Genomic DNA, 15829 nt, shown 5'->3' with positions numbered 1-15829 from the left:
GGGTAATGGGTAATGGGTAATGGGTAATGGGTAATGGGTAATGGGTAATGGGTAATGGGTAATAACAACTAACCGCAGACCAATCTAAAATCCTATGAGTGAATGGCTAGAACATAGTGTACAGGTAGAGGTAGAAGTTCCCATAGAATTAGTATGGGGACTTTGGTCTGATTTAGAACAAATGCCTAAATGGATGAAATGGATTGATTCTGTGCAAATTCTCTCAGATAAACCGGAAATTTCCCTATGGAAACTGAATACAGGAGGGTTAGAATTTACGTGGAAATCCCGAATTACTAAAATAATTCCTCATCAAATTATTCAATGGGAGTCTGTGGACGGTTTACCAAATCAAGGAGCAATTCGCTTTTATGATCGCTATAATCATAGTATCGTGAAAATGACGGTTTCCTACGCAATTCCTGGCTTAATTGGTAAACTCATGGATAATTTGTTTTTAGGAAAGGTGGTAGAGTCCACAATTCAAGCGGATTTAGAAAGGTTTAAACAATACGCTTTGAATGTGAAAGACAATTAATGTAACCAAGGACGAGTAATTTTCTCCAATGCGGAAATTTCGTCTGCGGTCATTTGCCAACCTAAAGCACCAACATTTTGTTTAACTTGTGCTGCGGTTTTGACTCCAACAATGGGAATTACATTACCTTGAGCTATTAACCAGTTTAAGGATACTTGGGCGGGGGTGCGATGGTACTTTTCACCAATTTCTCGTAACAAAGATAACAATGGATCGATTTTATTTAAACCATCTTGACTAAATCGCGGATCTATGCTTCTTGCACCTTGAGGTTTTTGGGAGGATATATACTTACCTGTGAGTAATCCTTGAGCTAGGGGACTATAAGCTAAAATAGTTACACCTAAATCACGGGCTGTTTGGTAAATACCATTACCTTCTATTTGGCGCGTTATTAGTGAATAACGCATCTGATTTACAGCCAAAGGTACACCCTTAGCGGCTAATATCTGGTGTGCTTCTCGCATTTGAGCAGCCGAATAATTACTGACACCAACTGCCCCTATTCTACCACGTTTGACTTCATCTGCCAGGGTATTCATGAGAGTTTCTTGACTCAAAAAGAACGCAAAAGGCCAATGAACTTGGTATAATTCAATTCTCTCAACTTGGAGACGTTGGAGACTGGCCGTTAAAGCCTCAGATACAGATTTACCGTCCCAACGCCAAGGTAAAGGTCCAAACTTGGTAGCAATTTGTACTTTTTGGTTGGTTTGTTTCATGAACCGGCCTAAAAATTCTTCCGAAAGTCCTAAACCGTAAACTTCCGCAGTATCAAAGAAAGTGACACCAGTATCTAAGGCGGTGTTAAAAGCAGCTTGTAACTCTTCTTCACCGTATTCATGACCATAATTCCAAAATAGTTTATCACCCCAAGCCCAAGTACCGATACAAAGAGGGGGAACAGCTAAACCATTTTTTCCTAAGGTGGTAGTTTCCATTTGATTAAAATTGACTTTATTTACATTTCTTTACTTTTTTAGTTTACCGTGATCAAAGTTAGGGCGTTGGATAATGGCAGTATGAATTATGTTTCGCGCTAAGACGCAAAGGCGTGAAGTTTAAGATTTTGATCGGAAAATGCTATATCTTGTAAGGAATAGAAAAAATTACCTATGGAAGATAATACATATCATAACCAAAATCAATCTCTAGTTTTACCCCAGGTGAATATTTTCACCATGTTCCGGCTAGGATTATTTCAAATGGGGTTGAGTATGATGTCTATTTTGACTTTGGGGGTACTCAACCGAGTCATGATTCAAGAAATTGCCATTCCGGCTACATTGGTGGCTTTTGTGTTAGCATTACCTTTGTTTGTAGCCCCAACCAGAATTTTATTTGGGCAAATGTCCGATGCTAGACCATTATGGGGATATCATCGCACAAGTTATGTATGGTTGGGAGCAGCAATATTTGCGATCGCTGCTTTTTGTGCGGTACAAGTAATATGGCAGTTAAATTCTGCTAATATTGGCGAAAGTTGGCTATGGACTAGCCAAACAATGGCTTGGACAGCGGTTTTAGGTTTAGTTTTCCTAGTCTACGGACTGGCCATTTGTGCTAGTGGTACGGCTTTTGCAGCTTTATTAGTTGATATTTCCGAAACTGACAACCGTTCTCAAGTTGTCGGTATTGTTTGGTCAATGTTGATGGTAGGGATTATAGTTGGAGCTATTATCAGTTCTAGCTTATTAAACCAATTAAACGCTAATGCACCTATAGAAACTTTACAAGCTGCAATAAATCGCTTATTCCAGATTGTTCCCGGTATGGTTTTTTGTTTAGCAATTGTCGCTACTTTGGGGGTAGAAAAAAAATATTCTCGTTATTTCCATCGTTCTACCCCAGAAAACCGGGAAGATAGTATTACGTTAGGTGGTGCTTGGAAAATTTTAACAGCTAGTCCCCAAACAGGTTTGTTTTTCACTTTTTTATTAGTGATGACTATTAGCTTGTTTATGCAAGATCCTATTCTAGAACCTTACGCAGGGGAAGTGTTTAAAATGCCTTTAGCGGAAAGTACCAAACTCAACGTTTTTTATGGAACGGGCATATTAATCTCCTATGGTATCACAGGTTTTTTGATTGTGCCTCGGTTGGGTAAACGCAAAACTATAAAATTAGGCTGTGTTTTAGTCGCGTGTGCGGCTTTATCACTGGGTTTTTCGGGATTATCTGCCAATCCCTTGGAACTGAAATCAACTTTAGTTTTATTTGGTTTAGCGACTGGTGTTGTCACCACTGCGGCAGTTAGTCTGATGTTAGATTTGACAATTGCTGAAGCTGCCGGTACATTTATAGGTGCTTGGGGACTTGCTCAGTCTATATCTAGAGGAATTGCCATTGTCATTGGTGGTACTATTTTAGATGTGGGGCGCAAGTTGTTACCAGATAACTTAGTATTAGCTTATGGTTTGGTATTTGCTTTAGAAGCTTTGGGAATGTTGGTATCAATTGCTTTTTTGAATCGTGTCAATGTGGCAGAATTTCAAACTAATACTAAACAAGCTTTAGCTTCTGTTTTGGAAAGTGATTTAGATTAATAATGGGTAATGGGTAATGGGTAATTGGTAATTGGTAATGGGTAATTGGTAATTGGTAATGGGTAATTGGTAATTGAAAACCAACGGACAACGGACAACGGACAACGGACAACTGACTAATAACAAATGAACGACTTTTGGAATACAATTTTAGAATTTGCTGAAACCACTACTATCAGAGTAGGAAAACAATTAATGCAGGATTTTGGCAAAGTTCAAGCTACACAAAAACCTGATGGTAGTTTAGTAACAAAATCCGATAAATGGGCAGATCAAGAAATTAGAGATGCTATTGTTTCTACTTTCTCAGGTTACGGCATTTTGAGCGAAGAAAGTGATAACGTGCTGCAAGCAGGTCAGAGTTTTCCTGATAAAGAATGGTGTTGGGTAATTGATCCTTTAGATGGTACAACTAATTTCACCAGGGGACTTCCTATCTGGTCAATTTCTCTGGGTTTACTTTATCGAGGAACGCCGATTTTTGGCTATGTTTATGTGCCACCATTAAATCAAGCATTTTACGGTTTTTGGGCGGGTTCATCGGGCTTAACAACGCCAACGGGAGCATTTTTAAATCATCATCCTATCCATACAAGTAAAGATATTCCTAGTAAAAACCACTTTTTTAATCTTTGTTCTCGCAGTACCGGCATTATTCAACCGGGTTTTCCCTGTAAAATTAGGATGTTAGGGGTTGCTAGTTATAACTTTCTGACAGTCGCAACCGGTGCGGTTTTGGGGGGAATTGAAGCCACACCAAAGATATGGGATATTGCAGCTGCTTGGGTAATTGTTCAAGCTGCTGGTGGTACATGGTTATCTCTCAATTCTGTGTCTTTTCCATTATCGCCGGGAATGGATTATAGCGATCGCTCTTTTCCGACTATGGTGGTGAGTAATTTAGGTTTAGTCCCCATTTTTACACCATTTCTCTCCCATCTCAAACTCTAAAATGTCTAGTTTGATTTCTGGAATTTAGTACAATCATGGTATACTATGGCTAAAATCAAAATTTTACAGGACAATAGATCTTATACCTTTCGGTCATACTTTGAGTTACCCTATGAAGCTGATGATATCTTGGCCGAATTTGATTATACACTAATTAAATCCCATTTATCTTTACCGCAAACTGCTAACCCACTAAATAAACTCCCAGAACTCAAACAAAGAATAGAAGACATTTTACCTTTTATCAGTTTAAGTAATGAAACTGCTAGAAGAGAAACCTTAGTATCTCCTATACTATTGGAAGTAATTCGTTATTGTCATTGTCAAATGCGAATTGAATATCCTCTTAATATTAATAATCGTCTTCAAGGTAATCTTGATTATCTGTTGATATTAAAGAATAATTTTCTAGTTATCGAAGCTAAAAATGATGATTTAACTAGAGGATTTACTCAATTAGCTGTAGAATTAATTGCTTTATCTCAAATTCAGGAAAAAAGTATATTATATGGTGCAGTTACAATTGGTAATATTTGGCAATTTGGTAAACTTGATAGTAGTGAAAAACAAATTAACCAAGATATTAACTTGTTTAAAATTCCCGGAGATTTAGATAGTTTATTTGCTGTTATTATGGGAATTTTAGAAGGAGTAGAAGTATAGAAATAACAAATAATAAATAACAAAATTATGAAAGGACTTTGGCTAGAAAATAATCAATTACAATTACGCACCGATATTCCTATTCCTAAACCACCTGAAGGAGAGGCTTTAGTGCGGGTTTTGTGTGCAGGAATTTGTAATACTGATTTGGAATTAATTAAAGGTTATTATCCCTATACTGGCATTATTGGCCATGAATTTGTTGGTGTTGTAGAACAAGGTCCAGAACATTTAATTAATCAAAGAGTAGTGGGTGAAATTAACGCTGCTTGTGGTTATTGTCGCTTTTGTCGCAGTGGACAACCTACCCATTGCGAAAATCGGACAGTTTTAGGTATTGTCAACCGTAATGGTGCTTTTGCAGAATACCTATCTTTACCTATTGAAAATTTGCATATTGTACCGGAAAATGTCTCTACAGCGGCTGCAACTTTTACAGAACCCCTGGCCGCAGCTTTGGAAATTCAACAACAAATAACATTATGTCAAGATGATCGAGTCTTAGTAGTTGGAGATGGTAAACTGGGTCAATTAATAGCCCAAACTTTAGCTTTAACTGGTTGTGATTTATTAGTAGTCGGAAGACATGAAGATAAATTACTAAATTTAGCAGCAAGAGGAATTAAAACCGCTTTAGCTAATACTGTCAAAGATAGATATTTTGATGTTTCTATTGATTGTACAGGAAATCCAGAAGGTTTTAATACTGCCCGACGGGCTTTACGTCCTCGTGGTACATTAATCTTAAAAAGCACCTATGCAGGAAATCTCAGTTTAGACGCTTCCGCTTTGGTGGTAGATGAAATTACTCTCATTGGTTCTCGTTGTGGTCCCTTTGTGCCAGCCTTAGAATTATTAGGGACCAAAAAGGTAAATGTACAATCTTTAATTCAGGGTATTTATCCCCTATCTCTTGGTTTAGAAGCTGTTGAAAAAGCTAAAACTAAAGGGGTTTTAAAAGTGTTGTTAGAGATGATTTAATAGATAATTGTCAGTTATTTTGTAGTCAGTTATTTTGTAGTGAAACGTAACGCACCTCTATATAGGGCTTGCTGAATAAGTTGTCTGTGAAGGCAGGGAACAGGGAACAGGGAACAGGGAACAGGGAACAGGGAACAGTTTTAACTGTCTGGATATCCTCAATTTTCCAAATCCGACAAAGAAAAATGGAATTCATTTTGAGACACCATTAGCCAAAACCTGGCACTTTTTTGTGGTAAAAATCCGCGAAACCCTTTGTTAATAAATAAATGGTTTTATGTTTATTCAGCAAGCCCTACATATTAAACAACGATTTAGAAGCAGAACAAATCATGAATATGATTGATGATCTTTACAACCAATTGCTGCTTCTGTACCAGCAATATATGGATTTACCGTACATTTAAGAAGGTAATTATTGGTGAAAAATTGGCAATTATGACAGGGGATTTTGTGCATTTCTTGGGCAATTTTAACAGTCTCCTTTGTAGCTGTCCATAAATTCAAAAACACCATAATAATCATAGTCCAAGCTATGAAAAAGCAAATCGGAACTAACAAAGGTTGTATCCCGTGAATGAGGAAAGAGATAAAATTTAACATGGCAATTGCTAAACTTGGTAAACTGAGTAGTTACAGCAATTTTAATGTACTTGTACCACACTTTTGTTTTTATATTCCTTTCTTCCTTTGCGACTTTGCGACTTTGCGTGAGACATTAAAATAATGAAGTGAATCTCCAGCAAATAACCTGCCACAAAATCTGGAAACAAGTTATCCTAAATCAGTTTCTCCAATTATCTAATTGCAAAGGATAACCTAATGATTGAATTTTTTGATAGTGTTTAGTATTTCCTGTCACTAAAATTAAATTATTTTCTATAGCAATTGCAGCAATTAATATATCTGCTAATCCTATAGTTTGTCCAGTTTTTTCTAAATCGGCATAAATTAATCCAGATAATTCAGCACTTTTTTGTTCTAAAGATAATATCTCCATTTGTAGTAAATCTATTAAAAATTCCTGAATCCGATCATTGCGGTTTAATTTTCTCCATCCTTTGATAACTTCTGAAACTGTAATTACAGATATGGTATAATTTTTAAACCTAGTTTTATAGGCAATAGCTTTAGCTATAACTTGGGGATTTTTGCCTTTGCGAATTTCCGATAAAATATCTGTATCAATTAAAGTTTTATTTTTCACTATTAATTTATTATTTTTTTAGGTTCTATGTTTTAACATATCTTCAATTAGTTGATCAACTAATTCCGCATCATCTGACCATTTGCCAATAAATGAATCGTTGAGAATTTCTGGTTGAGTTAGTTGTTCAATCATGGCTTTAATTAAATCTGAGATTTGACAATGATTAGTCTGGGTTAATTGTTGTATTTTGTCATAGGTTTCTTGATCTAGTTCTATTTCTATTTTTTTCATAATTAGTCATTATTGAAGTACAGAGATTCTTTATTATAGCGTAATTGAGGAATATTTTTCCTGTTTTTCATCTCTCTATACTCATAATTAATAATACTTAATACTTAGGGATAGGGCGCATTGCTGATATCTATCAACTGAAGCCAGGGAATAAATCCCCTGTCTCATAGCTAAAGTCCATTAAAACCGACTAATGAATTTTCCCAATGTTTAGTCATCTTGAGATGACTTTCGCTATTAGCAAGGAACTTGAGTTCCTTGCGGGATAAGGGTTTTACGACTAATTACACTCTACAATTAAACTCCAGCATGACCTAATGCAATACCCGTTACCAACATTCCCAAAACTAAGAAAGGTTGGGCGCTGGCTTGATATTTGACATCATTAGCTATGGGGTCACGGAGGAAATACATATCTTGGAAAGTGATTTGGGGGATAATTAATAATACGAGAATAGCTGCATATAAATTCTCGTGAATACTGACCAAATAACCAGCAACCAAACCTTGAAATAAATCAATCATGACCACACAAATTAAAGCCGCAGTTTGTACCCCAAACATAACTGGTAATGATTGTAAACCTAATTGGCGATCGCCTTCCACACTTTTAAAATCATTAACAATGGCAATACCCAAACCTGCCAAACTATAGAACAGAGTCAGAACAACAATTTTCCAATTCAATTCACCAAATAAAGCATGACCGGCCCACCAAGGTAAAGCGATATAACTAGCGCCCAAGGCATAATTTCCTAACCAACCATTTTGTTTTAACTTTAATGGAGGTGCAGAATAGATATAAGCAATGAAACTACCAAAAACAGACAACATTAAAACAGTAGGAAATGGATGATTTGCCCATAAATCCAAAGTATAAGCTACCCCGTATCCTAATAATAGTAAAACAATGATTTGGCTAATTACTTGCTTTTGGGAAATTGCCCCCGAAGGAATAGGTCTGTAAGGTTCATTAATAGCGTCAATGTCCCGGTCATAATAATCATTGATAGTTTGAGTATAACCGGTTAATAAAGGACCAGAAAGCAGCATACAAAGGGCTGATTTGAGAACATTTTCCAGAGTCCAAGTGTAATTACCAGCAGAAGCCGCACCACAGACCACACCCCAAATTAGGGGAATCCAGGTAATTGGTTTCATCAATTGTAAGCGAATTTTCCAAATAGAAGTTTCCCCCGGACTTGCACCTTTCATTCCCAACAATTGCCGAGTTTTCGCATTACGGTCTTCCGTTGTTGTTACTTCTTGATTTGTAGATTCTCCAACCCCCTCATTTCCTTGAGGATTTGGATTAATAGAATTTGATTCAGACATAAGGTGTAATGGTAATTGGTAATTGGTAATTGGTAATAGGCAAAATTGGTACAACCAATTTCTTTTACCTATTACCCATGACCTAAAAAGAAATTATCAAATAACTGTTTTGAAACTTTGCCCCAGTCACAGGTTTACCACTTAAAGCAGGAGGGAGGAAGATATTGCGTCTTTGATCTCCGGCTTCTACCGTGACTTCTGGACCGTACTGAGTAAGTTTAACTTGTTTTTTGTCAAAACCAGGTAAAAAGAGGCGTACTTGGCGATTATGTACATCAATTTCTATTGGTTGGTTAGCTTGTAATGCTTGCTCAACAAAATTGGGTAAAGCATTAATTAGAGGTTGCCATTCACCATTAGATACATCAGGAACTATACTCACAGGTAGAGGTGCAAATTCCGAAGTTAGATGAGTATTTTCCCCTCCAGCTACTAAAATTAACCCACCAATAGTTAAACCAACTTGTTGAGCGCTTCCCCAAAGATAGCGCGAATTTGCCAGATCAATTGAGTCTGATGTTGTCACCAGAAAAGCAGCGACACGCTGGGGATTAGCCACAGCGGCTTTACCTTGTTCGAGAAAACCATTAACTTGGTTAGTAGGTTGAGCGAAATTATCAGCAGTCCAATTAACATTAAAAAGACTACTAATTAGAGGTTGAAGAAAGGGAGATTCTGTAATTGTTTTCCCCAAATCAGAGTTAATAAACAATTGCCGAAATCGTCTCACATACCAACTCAAAGATTCTGGCATTCCCAACATTCGCAAGGTGGAATCATCCCCCGTGCCATCATAGATAATTGCGTCATATTTGCCACTGGCATCATATTCACGCAGGGCATTGAGCGCGAGAGCGTGATCCATACCTGGTAATGCTACTAATTCTTGCCCGTAAACCTCTTTAAAAATTGGTGTACGCAGATATTGAGCCTCTAGTTTTTTCATCTCGTCCCAATTGCGTTCTAGCAGTACAGACGCTGTAAACTGTACTGCTTGGAGATTGGGAGAGATTTCCTGGGGGTCAGGAGTCAGAGCCGTATTGAGTAGAATTGGCAATGTTGGATCTGCTAATCCTGCTAAGAGTACCCTTTTACCTTGTGTTGCCAAACTAATGGCTGCGGCGATCGCTATCTTACTGCGACAGATGCCGTTTTTGCCCAAAAATGTCAGTATCAAGGCCATTACTCAATTTCCAAATCGCCTATCTTGTCAATTACAACTTAGCACTCAACCAATCTTTTTAGCTTCTGCTGTCAGTTATTTTGATTAAGCTGGTTTGATTTCATCGGCAAAAAACCAGGTAGAGAAGTTATCGTCAAACTTCACCACCACACCAATTCCCGCCCCGTCAGTGACTTTGTAGCCTTCGATAATGCCGATTTTTCCCAGTTTTTGAGCGATAGTAGAGGATACCCGGTCGCGCAAACGAATCACTTTAACTTTTTGTCCAATTTCCATGATCTAGTTAACATCCAATAATCTCAATCTCAGTGTAGCGGAATCTGGCACTCTATTTTCACCCTCTATAGTTTAAAATTAAATCAGTAAGCAAGTAGGTATACTTTTATGTTTGTTACAGCCCAGCAGCTAGAACAACAAATGCCCGATGCCACTCGTTTGTTAAGTGATGAACCGGAAATGGAAAGTTCTTTACATTATATGCAGTTACTAATACTAGTAACTAGTTTAGAATGGTTGTGGCGCGATCAAAATGATTTTTTTATTGGTGCAAATCTCACTATTTACTTTAGTCGTCAACAGTTAAAAAATCGAGAATTTCGCGGACCTGATTTCTTTTTAGTCAAAAATACAGAAAAAGTTCATCGCACTTCTTGGGTTGTATGGGAAGAAGATGGCCGTTATCCAGATTTGATTATTGAATTACTGTCAAATAGTACAGCCGAAATTGACCGCAATTTTAAAAAAGCTTTCTATGAAACTCGCTTTCGTACTCCAGAATATTTCTGGTTTAGTCCCGAAACTTTAGAATTTACAGGTTTAAGACTCGTAGGAAATCAATATCAAGAAATTGTTCCCAATGAACAAGGATTACTTTGGAGTAAAGTCCTAGATTTATATTTAGGTGTGGCAAATAGTCAACTTCGTTATTTTACAGCTACAGGTGAATTAGTACCAACACCAGAAGAAACAGCTATAAAAATCCCAAAAGAAGCTCTGCAATTTAAAAACCAAGCTCTGCAAGCTGAACGAGAAGCTCAAGCATCCCAGCAAAAAGCCCTGCAAGCTGAACAAGAAGCTCAAGTATTCCAGCAAAAAGCATTGCAAGCTGAACAACAATTAGCGCATGAAAAAGACCAAGTATAACTTTTAGCAGCGCATTTATTGTCTCTGGGAATAGACCCCGATAGTTTAAAGTAACCAAATATGTAGAAGATGCTAAATAAACTCTAAACCTATATAAATCAAAGGTTTGGGGTTGATAAGAAAGAAATCGTAATTAATCGTAGATGATTAGACTGTTATGGTGTAAAATACCCAAATAAGAACAACTTTTTTCCTGTGTGTAACGATGGTGCTTGAAAAATGACACTTTCCCTGAAAAATAATTTAAATTGGTCACAAGTGCAGCGTTATTGGGAACTGCTGTATGTTTTAGTAGTGCGAACTCTGAAAGTACGCTACCGGGGTTCTATTCTAGGGGTTTATTGGTCTCTATTGAACCCACTGATTATGACGGGGTTATATACTGCTATTTTTGGTGCTACCTTTGCATCTTATTATGGTAACTCTATTCTTAACTATATGCTGGCAGCGTTCACAGGGCTGTTAGTCATCAATTTTTTCTCCGCTTGCACATCCCAGGCTTTAACTAGTGTAGTCGGTAATGGTGCATTATTAAATAAAATTCAGTTGCCAGTTAGTGTTTTCCCGGTATCAATGATTGCAGCTAATGTCTTTCAATTTTCAGTGGGAGCATTTCCGTTACTGGGAATTATGACTTTAGTTAATGCCAAAAGTCTAGTCAATGTCCTAGCGTTGATATTTCCATTTATCGCACTGATTTTAGTTTCTACAGGGGTGGGGTTTTTAGTTAGTGCTTTGTATGTATTTTTTAGAGATTTACCTTATTTTTATGAATTAGTGGTATTTGTAATTTGGATTAGTAGTCCTATCTTTTATCCAGCAGCTATTGTACCAAAGCAGGTTAAGCCATTTTTAAGTTTAAATCCCTTATCCCCAATTATTGAAAGTCTCCGTCAGATTACATTATCAGGTGCGTCACCAGATTTAGGCTTAATTTGGGGAGCTTTACTGAGTGGTATAATTATTTTAGCTTTGGGCTGGACTTGTTTTCATCTGTGGCGACATCAATTTATGGATTTACTGTAGATCCTGATATTTTATAATTAACAAAAGATAGTAAATTATCCCCATAAAATTTATGGCTTTAACCGCACAAGAAATAGAAGCATTAATGCCAGATTGTACGGAACTACTCAGCGACGAACCAGAGATGGAAAGCTCTTTGCATTATACACAACTATTAATCTTAGTAACTTGCTTAGAATGGTTATGGCGTGATAGAGAGGATTTTTTCATTGGTGCAAATCTCAGCATCTATTATAGCCGACAACAGTTAAAAAATCGAGACTTTAGGGGACCTGATTTTTTTCTAGTCAAAGACACAGAAAAACATCCCCGTCTGTCTTGGGTAATTTGGGAAGAAGACGGTAAATATCCTAATGTGATCATTGAACTACTTTCTGATTCTACCGCAAAAGTAGATAAGGGATTGAAAAAACAGTTATATCAAAATCAATTCCGCACTCCTGAGTATTTTTGGTTTTCACCAAATACCTTAGAATTGGTAGGATGGAGATTAACAGACAGTGAATATAAAATTATTCCAGTATCCGAAAATGGCTGGTATTGGAGTCAAGAACTGGGATTATACTTAGGAATCTGGGAAAATAGATTGAGGTATTTTACTGTTGCGGGAAGATTGGTACTCACACCGGAAGAAGCAAATTTAGAGGAAATTAGAAAAGCTGAAGCTGAACGAGAAAGGGCTGAAGCTGAACGAGAAAGGGCTGAAACTGAAATGCAAAGGGCTGAAACTGAACGAGAAAGGGCTGAAACTGAACGAGAAAGGGCTGAAACTGAAATGCAAAGAGCAAATAAATTAGCAGAATATTTGCGATCGCTCGGTGTAGATCCTGATAGTGTGGTTAATTAGGAAAAAACTATGACTACAACCATAAATTTAAGCGACATCACCATTGAATATCCTAGCGCTGATGGAGAACCCGTGGCAGAAACCTATATACATCTCTATGCGATTTTAACTACTTTAGAGGTTTTGCAACAGTACCTAGCAGGAAGACAAGCAACGGTACTAGCAAATCAATTTTTATACTATGCTCAAGGTTTTCCGAGATTAAGAGTAGCACCAGATGTGATGGTAATTTTTGACGTACCACCTGGGGGTAGAGATAATTATAAGGTTTGGGAAGAAGGTCAAGTTCCCCAAGTTGTGTTGGAAATGACTAGTGCGGGAACTCAAAAGCAAGACCAAGAGCAAAAGAAGTTATTATATGAACAATTAGGAATTGTAGAATATTGGTTATTTGACCCGAAAGGAGAATGGATAAACACAAAGTTACAGGGGTATCGTTTACAGGACGAGATATATCAACCGATTACTGATAGTTTATCTCAGCCGTTGGGATTGCGTCTAGAGGTAGAAGGGGATCTGTTAAGATTTTATCGTCTTGACACAGGTGATAAATTACTCATACCCACAGAACTGGCAGAAAAAGCTCATAATGAGAGTCAACGGGCTGAAGCTGAACGACAAAAGGCTGAAACTGAACGCCAAAGGGCTGAAACTGAAATGCAAAGAGCAAATAAATTAGCAGAATATTTGCGATCGCTCGGTATAGATCCTGATAGTATAAATTAAACTTCAGCCAAAATCAATAATATGTATTAAAATTATCCATGATTGTCAAAAGAAACCATGTTGACAATGTATGATTTAGCGAGTGATTTAGGATAATAATCAGGATTAACGAAGGAATTTCATTGTCTACAGGAGGTTATTTGCAAAGTCTAATTTATCTAAATTATTACTTATCTTGGGAACTAGAAGTGGTGGTTATACAGACAAAACCCATCTTAGTAAGTTGAGAATACGCCGAATTTTAATTTATTTGTGTATTAGCGGTTTATAATCGCCGATAGCCTGGGTAACGTAGTTACATATCATATATCTTGAAAACAACCCCTTAGTGGCATAATTATTTTATTCTGGGATGGACTTGTTTCATCTGTAGCGACATCAGTTTATGGATTTGCTGTCAATGGAAGTAATACGTTTAGATAGTGTTTCATTGTGGAGAAGGACTCAAGAGGAATTTTCCTATGATTTGAAAAAAACGCTCCTATCTGTGGTAGAGGGTAAATATCGCCAACCTGCGAAAAAGTTAGTGTTAAATAATGTTAACCTAGTAGTTGACAAGGGCGAGAAAATAGGTATAATTGGTGCGAATGGTTCTGGTAAGTCCACGCTGTTAAAGATAATTTCTGGTATTCTTAGGCCTACAACTGGTAATGTCAGGGTTCGGGGTCAGGTCGCACCTTTAATTGAACTAGGAGCAGGTTTTGATCCAGATATTTCGGTGATGGACAATATACTTCTATATGGCGTATTATTAGGGTTTTCTAGGACTGAAATGAAAGCAAGAGCGCGTTCTATTTTGGAGTTTGCTGAATTAGAAGATTATACTTTAGTTCCAGTTAAGGGTTTATCTTCGGGTATGGTGGCTCGTTTGGGTTTTGCTATTGCAACTGATGTCCAACCAGATATTTTGATTTTAGATGAAGTATTGTCAGTGGGAGATGAGGGTTTTAAGAATAAGTGCAAGCAAAGGATGGATCAGTTTTGGGATGATAATGCTACTGTTTTAGTTGTTTCTCATGATTTAGAGTTTGTTAGCACATCCTGTAAAAAAGCGATTTATTTAAATCAAGGAAATATTAAATTTGCTGGTGACTCACAGGAGGTGGTAGATTTCTATTTAGAAACTGTTAAACAATCTGAAATGATGACTCATTCAGGGTAGATATGGAGAGGTTTAAAGATGGAAGCTAAAGCTATAAACTTAAAACAACTGTATGAACGAGATTATTTATTGTGGTTAGAGGAGAATATTAGATTATTGAGCGATCGCCAATTACAAGAGATAGATTATGATCATTTGATAGAGGAGTTAGAATCTTTGGGTAGAAGTGAAAAAAGAACAGTAGAAAGTTTGATGAAACAATTGTTGATTCATCTATTGTTATATCAATATTGGGCAACAGAATATCAGAGAAATGCTAATCATTGGAGTCTAGAAATTCTCACTTTTAGAGATCAGCTTAATGAAGAATTAGCTGCCAAAACAATTTATAATTATCTGGTGGATAACCTGGATAAAATATATCAAAGTGCTATGAAATTAGCAGCCCAAAAAAGCCAGTTAAGTTTACCTCAGCAATGTCCATATACCTTGCAGGAAATATTAGATGAAAATTGGCTACCTCAACCAAATATAATATAGTTAATTATCATCTATAAAAAATCATTAATAACACATTTATATATAACAATTTATGACTTACGTACGAGTCACGGAATAATGAACCACAGAGGCACGGGAAACACGGAGAAATGAGAGTTTGAGGAATATTTTGCGTAGGTCCTGCAATTGTTCAGATGCTAGGAATTATCACTTAAATAGGATATATGACAATGATTACAGCACAACTAGATGAAGATGTACTCTACCCTGATAGTGATGGTAAACCAATGGCCGATAATACGGAACAATATAAATGGATTGTTATTATTAAGGAAAATTTAGAAATTTTGTTTGCTGATGTAAATAATGTTTTTATAGCTGCTGATTTATTATGGTATCCAGTACGTTCTAAAGTAATTACACCAACTGCACCTGATGTTATGGTAGTATTTGGCAGACCTAAAGGTAAACGTAAATCTTATCGTCAATGGAGAGAGGAGAATATACCACCCCAAGTAGTGTTTGAAATTCTTTCAGCTAGTAACAACGATGATGAAATGCAGCGTAAGCTAGAATTTTATCAGCAATATGGAGTACAGGAGTATTACATATATGAGCCTGAGTCCTATGAAATTGAAGGTTGGATCAATAATAATGGCTCTTTGGTACAACTTGAACAGATTAATAGTTGGATGAGTCCCCGGTTAGGAATAAAATTTGATACATCTCAAGGAGAATTAATTATTTATCGTCCTGACGGAGAAAGGTTTTTAACTCCTGTACAATTAAGAAAGGAGTTAGAAGCACAGCGTGAATCTACTGATATAGAACGTCAAAGGGCTAATG

19 protein-coding genes are annotated in these 15829 nt (G+C 36.8%); 12 read left to right on the top strand and 7 right to left on the bottom strand.

Annotated features, from left to right (window positions below; all coding sequences use genetic code 11):
- Positions 1–94: 94 nt before the first annotated feature.
- A complete protein-coding gene (locus ACIR131C_RS0114895) occupies positions 95–538 on the top strand; it encodes an SRPBCC family protein (RefSeq protein WP_028090847.1) in 444 nt (147 codons plus the stop codon).
- Here ACIR131C_RS0114895 and ACIR131C_RS0114890 read toward each other — a convergent pair.
- Positions 535–1479 (bottom strand): aldo/keto reductase, encoded by a 945-nt coding sequence (locus ACIR131C_RS0114890; RefSeq protein ID WP_028090846.1) that lies wholly within the window; start codon positions 1477–1479, stop codon positions 535–537. The genes ACIR131C_RS0114895 and ACIR131C_RS0114890 overlap by 4 nt on opposite strands.
- A 174-nt stretch (positions 1480–1653) precedes the next feature.
- On the opposite strand from ACIR131C_RS0114890, the gene ACIR131C_RS0114885 reads away from it, so the two are divergent.
- From ACIR131C_RS0114885 to ACIR131C_RS0114870, 4 genes are all read left to right on the top strand, one after another.
- A complete protein-coding gene (locus ACIR131C_RS0114885; protein WP_028090845.1) occupies positions 1654–3084 on the top strand; it encodes a BCD family MFS transporter in 1431 nt (476 codons plus the stop codon).
- 126 nt (positions 3085–3210) lie between these two features.
- Positions 3211–4035 (top strand): inositol monophosphatase family protein, encoded by an 825-nt coding sequence (locus tag ACIR131C_RS0114880; protein ID WP_028090844.1) that lies wholly within the window; start codon positions 3211–3213, stop codon positions 4033–4035.
- A gap of 45 nt (positions 4036–4080) precedes the next feature.
- A complete protein-coding gene (locus ACIR131C_RS0114875; protein WP_028090843.1) occupies positions 4081–4698 on the top strand; it encodes a hypothetical protein in 618 nt (205 codons plus the stop codon).
- Between the two features lie 27 nt (positions 4699–4725).
- On the top strand, positions 4726–5679 hold the full coding sequence (locus tag ACIR131C_RS0114870) for an MDR/zinc-dependent alcohol dehydrogenase-like family protein (protein ID WP_028090842.1): 954 nt from the start codon (positions 4726–4728) through the stop codon (positions 5677–5679).
- 330 nt (positions 5680–6009) lie between these two features.
- On the opposite strand, the gene ACIR131C_RS0114865 is transcribed toward ACIR131C_RS0114870, so the two are convergent.
- The 6 genes from ACIR131C_RS0114865 to petP form a co-directional block, all read right to left on the bottom strand.
- Positions 6010–6282, bottom strand: coding sequence for a hypothetical protein (locus tag ACIR131C_RS0114865; protein WP_028090841.1), 273 nt, complete (start codon positions 6280–6282; stop codon positions 6010–6012).
- 181 nt (positions 6283–6463) lie between these two features.
- The gene (locus tag ACIR131C_RS0114860) at positions 6464–6886 is read right to left on the bottom strand and encodes a PIN domain-containing protein (protein WP_028090840.1); all 423 of its coding nucleotides are present in this window, start codon (positions 6884–6886) and stop codon (positions 6464–6466) included.
- Between the two features lie 18 nt (positions 6887–6904).
- The gene (locus ACIR131C_RS0114855; protein WP_015080160.1) at positions 6905–7120 is read right to left on the bottom strand and encodes a hypothetical protein; all 216 of its coding nucleotides are present in this window, start codon (positions 7118–7120) and stop codon (positions 6905–6907) included.
- Positions 7121–7417: 297 nt separating this feature from the next.
- On the bottom strand, positions 7418–8455 hold the full coding sequence (chlG, locus tag ACIR131C_RS0114850) for a chlorophyll synthase ChlG (RefSeq protein ID WP_028090839.1): 1038 nt from the start codon (positions 8453–8455) through the stop codon (positions 7418–7420).
- A gap of 82 nt (positions 8456–8537) precedes the next feature.
- A complete protein-coding gene (locus tag ACIR131C_RS0114845) occupies positions 8538–9638 on the bottom strand; it encodes a Get3/ArsA fold putative tail anchor-mediating ATPase NosAFP (protein WP_028090838.1) in 1101 nt (366 codons plus the stop codon).
- A gap of 84 nt (positions 9639–9722) precedes the next feature.
- Complete coding sequence (gene petP / locus ACIR131C_RS0114840; protein WP_028084001.1) at positions 9723–9914, bottom strand: cytochrome b6f subunit PetP; 192 nt, start codon at positions 9912–9914, stop codon at positions 9723–9725.
- 108 nt (positions 9915–10022) lie between these two features.
- Between petP and ACIR131C_RS22860 the strand changes: the two genes are divergently transcribed.
- The 7 genes from ACIR131C_RS22860 to ACIR131C_RS22855 form a co-directional block, all read left to right on the top strand.
- Positions 10023–10781, top strand: a complete 759-nt coding sequence (locus ACIR131C_RS22860; RefSeq protein WP_051347574.1) for a Uma2 family endonuclease — start codon at positions 10023–10025, stop codon at positions 10779–10781.
- 219 nt (positions 10782–11000) lie between these two features.
- Positions 11001–11807, top strand: a complete 807-nt coding sequence (locus tag ACIR131C_RS0114830) for an ABC transporter permease (protein WP_028090837.1) — start codon at positions 11001–11003, stop codon at positions 11805–11807.
- A gap of 52 nt (positions 11808–11859) precedes the next feature.
- Complete coding sequence (locus ACIR131C_RS0114825; protein ID WP_028090836.1) at positions 11860–12654, top strand: Uma2 family endonuclease; 795 nt, start codon at positions 11860–11862, stop codon at positions 12652–12654.
- A gap of 9 nt (positions 12655–12663) precedes the next feature.
- Positions 12664–13380 (top strand): Uma2 family endonuclease, encoded by a 717-nt coding sequence (locus ACIR131C_RS0114820; RefSeq protein ID WP_028090835.1) that lies wholly within the window; start codon positions 12664–12666, stop codon positions 13378–13380.
- Positions 13381–13780: 400 nt separating this feature from the next.
- Positions 13781–14542 (top strand): ABC transporter ATP-binding protein, encoded by a 762-nt coding sequence (locus ACIR131C_RS0114815; protein ID WP_028090834.1) that lies wholly within the window; start codon positions 13781–13783, stop codon positions 14540–14542.
- A gap of 18 nt (positions 14543–14560) precedes the next feature.
- Positions 14561–15022 carry a DUF29 domain-containing protein gene (locus ACIR131C_RS0114810; RefSeq protein WP_028090833.1) on the top strand — a complete coding sequence of 154 codons (462 nt, stop codon included), beginning with the start codon at positions 14561–14563 and terminating at the stop codon, positions 15020–15022.
- A 191-nt stretch (positions 15023–15213) separates the two neighbouring features.
- Positions 15214–15829: Uma2 family endonuclease (locus tag ACIR131C_RS22855; RefSeq protein WP_071604960.1), on the top strand; the 616-nt coding region annotated here is incomplete at its 3' end.

The sequence above is a fragment of the Dolichospermum circinale AWQC131C genome, from assembly GCF_000426905.1.
Classification (GTDB): Bacteria; Cyanobacteriota; Cyanobacteriia; order Cyanobacteriales; family Nostocaceae; genus Dolichospermum; species Dolichospermum circinale.
The sequence above is the reverse complement of the archived record's forward strand: the minus strand, read 5'-3'. Positions and strand labels throughout refer to the sequence as shown.

Bases quoted from the DNA above. Each gene is read 5' to 3' on its own strand.
- ACIR131C_RS0114895 (WP_028090847.1), top strand. From the start codon at position 95: ATGAGTGAATGGCTAGAACATAGTGTACAGGTAGAGGTAGAAGTTCCC.
- ACIR131C_RS0114890 (WP_028090846.1), bottom strand. From the start codon at position 1,479: ATGGAAACTACCACCTTAGGAAAAAATGGTTTAGCTGTTCCCCCTCTT.
- ACIR131C_RS0114885 (WP_028090845.1), top strand. From the start codon at position 1,654: ATGGAAGATAATACATATCATAACCAAAATCAATCTCTAGTTTTACCC.
- ACIR131C_RS0114880 (WP_028090844.1), top strand. From the start codon at position 3,211: ATGAACGACTTTTGGAATACAATTTTAGAATTTGCTGAAACCACTACT.
- ACIR131C_RS0114875 (WP_028090843.1), top strand. From the start codon at position 4,081: ATGGCTAAAATCAAAATTTTACAGGACAATAGATCTTATACCTTTCGG.
- ACIR131C_RS0114870 (WP_028090842.1), top strand. From the start codon at position 4,726: ATGAAAGGACTTTGGCTAGAAAATAATCAATTACAATTACGCACCGAT.
- ACIR131C_RS0114865 (WP_028090841.1), bottom strand. From the start codon at position 6,282: ATGTTAAATTTTATCTCTTTCCTCATTCACGGGATACAACCTTTGTTA.
- ACIR131C_RS0114855 (WP_015080160.1), bottom strand. From the start codon at position 7,120: ATGAAAAAAATAGAAATAGAACTAGATCAAGAAACCTATGACAAAATA.
- chlG (WP_028090839.1), bottom strand. From the start codon at position 8,455: ATGTCTGAATCAAATTCTATTAATCCAAATCCTCAAGGAAATGAGGGG.
- ACIR131C_RS0114845 (WP_028090838.1), bottom strand. From the start codon at position 9,638: ATGGCCTTGATACTGACATTTTTGGGCAAAAACGGCATCTGTCGCAGT.
- petP (WP_028084001.1), bottom strand. From the start codon at position 9,914: ATGGAAATTGGACAAAAAGTTAAAGTGATTCGTTTGCGCGACCGGGTA.
- ACIR131C_RS22860 (WP_051347574.1), top strand. From the start codon at position 10,023: ATGTTTGTTACAGCCCAGCAGCTAGAACAACAAATGCCCGATGCCACT.
- ACIR131C_RS0114830 (WP_028090837.1), top strand. From the start codon at position 11,001: ATGACACTTTCCCTGAAAAATAATTTAAATTGGTCACAAGTGCAGCGT.
- ACIR131C_RS0114825 (WP_028090836.1), top strand. From the start codon at position 11,860: ATGGCTTTAACCGCACAAGAAATAGAAGCATTAATGCCAGATTGTACG.
- ACIR131C_RS0114820 (WP_028090835.1), top strand. From the start codon at position 12,664: ATGACTACAACCATAAATTTAAGCGACATCACCATTGAATATCCTAGC.
- ACIR131C_RS0114815 (WP_028090834.1), top strand. From the start codon at position 13,781: ATGGAAGTAATACGTTTAGATAGTGTTTCATTGTGGAGAAGGACTCAA.
- ACIR131C_RS0114810 (WP_028090833.1), top strand. From the start codon at position 14,561: ATGGAAGCTAAAGCTATAAACTTAAAACAACTGTATGAACGAGATTAT.